The following is a 4,416-nucleotide window of genomic DNA, read 5'->3' on the forward strand; positions in this document are numbered from 1 at the left end:
CACGCACCGCGTTCCAGGTCCTCAGCCCGGAGGCCACACCCCCGGCCCAACCACAAACCAGCCCGGCCGGCGATTGAGGCCACCCCACCCCAGGCGGCAGACGCACCCGCACCCGGAAACAGCAACCCCAAACAACCTCAGCCCAAAACCAAAAGCACAGCCAACCCCACAACCCCCACCCCCACAGGCCCCAACACCTCATAAGCCCACCGCACCGACACCACGCCCTCAACCCCCGCATGACGCGCCGCCAACTCCCGGATCTCCCCGATCGCCTGATCCGCCGGCGCCGACGTAGGCACCGGCTCGGACACAGACGCCGACACAGACGCAGACGCCGACGCCCACCTCGACGAACCGCCAGCCCCACCAGCCCCCCGCCGCGCCGCAGCCTTCCGCTTGCGCAGCGACACCGGAATAGCCCAGAGCTGATACTTCGCGCCCCCCGCGAAAAGCTCGCTCGAATACCCCGCCCGCACATCCTCGACGCACCCCCACGGCACGGTGATCGTCCGGAACGGGTTCCGCACCAGCAGCCGCTTCTCGCCCGCCCACACCGCGGGCCGCAGCGTGAAGGCGACGATCAGCGGTACGACGCAGAGCAGCCCGGCGAGGGCGAGCCACGGCGTGCGCCCGGAGCCGCGGAGGACGGCGTCGCCGCCCAGCCAGGCGGCGAGGAGGAGCAGCAGCACGCCGCCGGCGATCCCGGCGGGCGAGCGGTAACACCGGTCGGCGTACGGGGTCTGCGGGGCGGAGGAGTCGTCCGGGCTCGTCATGCGGCGATTGTGCACCACACGCCGCACCACACGCCCCGGAAGAGGGTGGCGGGAGCCTCACGGACCGGAGCCACCATGGTGGCCCCCATGGGAGCCACCATGGGGGCCACCATGGGGGCCGCAATGAGGGCCACAATCAGGGGGTGACACGCGCTACGCGCGTAGATATGCTCATCTGGTGACCATGCCCACCACAGTTCCCGCACACGGCAACGACGCCGCGGGGCGGCTGAAGGATCTGGCGGACGTGACCGCCTCCGACAGCACGCTGCGCCGCTTCCTGCACGGCCTCCCGGGCGTCGACGCGGTCGGGCTGGAGGCCCGCGCCGCCTCGCTCGGCACCCGCTCGATCAAGACGACGGCGAAGGCGTACGCCATCGACCTGGCGATCTCGATGATCGACCTGACGACGCTGGAAGGCGCAGACACCCCGGGCAAGGTCCGGGCGCTCGCCGCCAAGGCCGTCCACCCCGACCCGACCGACCGTACGACGCCCACGACCGCCGCGGTCTGCGTCTATCCGGACATGGTGGCGACCGCCAAGGCCGCCCTGAAGGGCACGGACGTCAAGGTCGCGTCCGTCGCCACCGCGTTCCCCGCCGGCCGCGCCGCGCTGCCGGTGAAGCTGGCCGACACCCGGGACGCCATCGCGGCCGGGGCGGACGAGATCGACATGGTGATCGACCGCGGGGCCTTCCTCGCGGGCCGGTACATGGACGTCTTCGAGGAGATCCGCGCCGTCCGGGCGGAGTGCGGCGACAAGGCCCGCCTCAAGGTCATCTTCGAGACCGGCGAGCTGTCGACGTACGACAACATCCGGCGCGCGTCCTGGATCGGGATGCTGGCCGGCGCCGACTTCATCAAGACGTCGACCGGCAAGGTCGCGGTGAACGCGACCCCGGCGAACACCCTGCTGATGCTGGAGGCCGTGCGCGACTTCCGGGCGCAGACGGGCGTCCAGGTCGGCGTGAAGCCGGCCGGTGGCATCCGCACCACCAAGGACGCGATCAAGTTCCTGGTCCTGGTCAACGAGACCGTGGGCGAGGAGTGGCTGGACAACACCTGGTTCCGCTTCGGTGCCTCCAGCCTGCTGAACGACCTGCTGATGCAGCGGCAGAAGCTGAGCACCGGGCGCTACTCCGGTCCCGACTACGTCACGGTGGACTGATCATGTCTTTCACTTACGCACCGGCCCTCGAGTCGCGGGCGGTCGTCGACATCGCCCCGTCCTACGGCCTGTTCATCGACGGCGAGTTCACCGAGGCCACCGGCGGCAAGGTCTTCAAGACGGTCAGCCCCTCCTCCGAGGAGGTGCTGTCCGAGGTCGCGCAGGGTTCCGCGGAGGACGTGGACCGCGCGGTGAAGGCGGCCCGCAAGGCGTTCGAGAAGTGGTCGGCGCTGCCCGGCTCGGAGCGCGCGAAGTACCTCTTCCGCATCGCCCGGATCATCCAGGAGCGCTCGCGCGAGCTGGCCGTCCTGGAGACTCTGGACAACGGCAAGCCGATCAAGGAGACCCGCGACGCGGACCTCCCGCTGGTCGCCGCGCACTTCTTCTACTACGCGGGCTGGGCCGACAAGCTCGACCACGCGGGCTACGGCGCGAACCCCCGCCCGCTGGGCGTCGCGGGCCAGGTCATCCCGTGGAACTTCCCGCTGCTGATGCTGGCGTGGAAGATCGCCCCGGCGCTGGCGACGGGCAACACCGTCGTCCTGAAGCCGGCCGAGACGACCCCGCTGTCGGCGCTGTTCTTCGCGGACATCTGCCGTCAGGCCGGGCTGCCGAAGGGCGTCGTCAACATCGTCACCGGTGACGGCACCACGGGCGCCGCGCTGGTGGCCCACGAGGACGTGAACAAGGTCGCGTTCACGGGCTCCACGGCGGTCGGCAAGGCCATCGCCCGCACGGTCGCCGGGTCGGACAAGAAGCTCACGCTGGAGCTGGGCGGCAAGGGCGCCAACATCGTCTTCGACGACGCCCCGATCGACCAGGCCGTCGAGGGCATCGTCCAGGGCATCTTCTTCAACCAGGGCCAGGTCTGCTGCGCGGGCTCCCGCCTGCTGGTCCAGGAGTCCGTCCAGGACGAGCTGCTGGACGCCCTCAAGCGCCGTCTGTCGACGCTGCGCCTGGGCGACCCGCTGGACAAGAACACCGACATCGGCGCGATCAACTCCGCCGAGCAGCTGGCCCGGATCACCGAGCTGGCCGACAGCGGCGAGGCGGAGGGCGCCGAGCGCTGGGCCCCGGCCTGCGAACTGCCGTCCGCGGGTTACTGGTTCGCGCCGACGCTGTTCACGAACGTCACCCAGGCCCACCGGATCGCCCGCGAGGAGATCTTCGGCCCGGTGCTCTCGGTGCTGTCCTTCCGCACCCCGGCCGAGGCGGTCGCCAAGGCGAACAACTCGCAGTATGGCCTCTCCGCCGGCATCTGGACGGAGAAGGGCTCGCGGATGCTGGCCGTCGCGGGCAAGCTGCGCGCGGGTGTCGTCTGGGCCAACACGTTCAACAAGTTCGACCCGACCTCGCCGTTCGGCGGCTTCAAGGAGTCGGGATTCGGCCGCGAGGGCGGCCGTCACGGTCTGGAGGCGTACCTCGATGTCTAAAGAGTCCAACAGCAGCTCCGCTGCGGGCCGACTGGGTATCTTCAAGACCTACAAGCTGTTCGTCGGGGGCAAGTTCCCCCGGTCCGAGAGCGGGCGGGTGTACGAGGTGACCGACTCCAAGGGCAACTGGCTGGCCAACGCCCCGCTGTCCTCGCGCAAGGACGCCCGTGACGCGGTCGTCGCGGCCCGCAAGGCCGTCGGCGGCTGGTCCGGCGCCACCGCGTACAACCGCGGCCAGGTCCTCTACCGCGTCGCCGAGATGCTGGAGGGCCGCCGCGACCAGTTCGTGGCGGAGGTCGCCGAGGCCGAGGGCCTGTCGAAGGCGAAGGCGGCGGCCCAGGTGGACGCCGCGATCGACCGCTGGGTCTGGTACGCGGGCTGGACCGACAAGATCGGCCAGATCACCGGCGGGACGAACCCGGTGGCGGGCCCGTTCTTCAACGTCTCCTCCACCGAGCCGACCGGCGTCGTCGCCGTGCTCGCGCCGCAGGAGTCGTCGTTCCTCGGCCTGGTCTCGGTGATCGCCCCGGCGATCGCCACCGGCAACACCGTGGTCGTGGTGGCCTCGGAGAAGGCCCCGCTGCCCGCCCTGTCGCTGGGCGAGGTGCTGGCCACCTCCGACGTCCCGGGCGGCGTCGTGAACGTCCTGTCGGGCCGTACGGCGGAGATCACGCCGTCGCTGGCCGCGCACCAGGACGTCAACGCGATCGACCTCGCGGGCGCGGACGCCGGCCTGGCGAAGGAGCTGGAGATCGCCGCGGCGGACAACCTCAAGCGCGTACTCCGTCCACAGGCTGTGGACTGGGCGGCGGCGCCCGGCACGGACCGCATGACGGCGTTCCTGGAGACGCGCACGGTCTGGCACCCGACGGGTTCGCTGGGCGCGGGCGGCTCGTCGTACTGACGCCGCACGACCGGAGGGGCGGGGTGGTGGCCGGTACCGGGGCCGGTGGCGAGGTTGACGGTGGCGGTCACGCCGTCGAGCCGCCCGAGCTTCTTCTCCACCCGCGCCACGCACGCCGCGCAGGTCATCCCGCCG

The 4,416-nt window shown here is 71.1% G+C and carries 4 protein-coding genes and 1 pseudogene; 3 read left to right on the plus strand and 2 right to left on the minus strand.

What is annotated here, in order from left to right:
- Positions 1-137: 137 nt before the first annotated feature.
- On the minus strand, positions 138-776 hold the full coding sequence (locus AB0435_RS33845; protein ID WP_366008226.1) for a PH domain-containing protein: 639 nt from the start codon (positions 774-776) through the stop codon (positions 138-140).
- A gap of 184 nt (positions 777-960) precedes the next feature.
- On the opposite strand from AB0435_RS33845, the gene deoC reads away from it, so the two are divergent.
- The 3 genes from deoC to AB0435_RS33860 are packed head-to-tail and all read left to right on the plus strand — an operon-like array spanning position 961 to position 4,281.
- Positions 961-1,944, plus strand: a complete 984-nt coding sequence (gene deoC, locus AB0435_RS33850; RefSeq protein ID WP_361535239.1) for a deoxyribose-phosphate aldolase — start codon at positions 961-963, stop codon at positions 1,942-1,944.
- Positions 1,941-3,377: an aldehyde dehydrogenase family protein gene (locus AB0435_RS33855; protein WP_366008227.1), complete on the plus strand. Its 1,437-nt coding sequence runs from the start codon at positions 1,941-1,943 to the stop codon at positions 3,375-3,377. Before deoC ends, AB0435_RS33855 begins: the two co-directional genes overlap by 4 nt.
- Positions 3,370-4,281 (plus strand): aldehyde dehydrogenase family protein, encoded by a 912-nt coding sequence (locus AB0435_RS33860; protein WP_366008225.1) that lies wholly within the window; start codon positions 3,370-3,372, stop codon positions 4,279-4,281. Before AB0435_RS33855 ends, AB0435_RS33860 begins: the two co-directional genes overlap by 8 nt.
- A gap of 41 nt (positions 4,282-4,322) precedes the next feature.
- Here AB0435_RS33860 and AB0435_RS33865 read toward each other — a convergent pair.
- Positions 4,323-4,416 (minus strand): annotated as a pseudogene (locus tag AB0435_RS33865) (heavy metal-associated domain-containing protein); the annotation flags it as partial.

This window comes from Streptomyces sp. NPDC051173 (assembly GCF_040689515.1).
Taxonomy (GTDB): Bacteria; Actinomycetota; Actinomycetes; order Streptomycetales; family Streptomycetaceae; genus Streptomyces.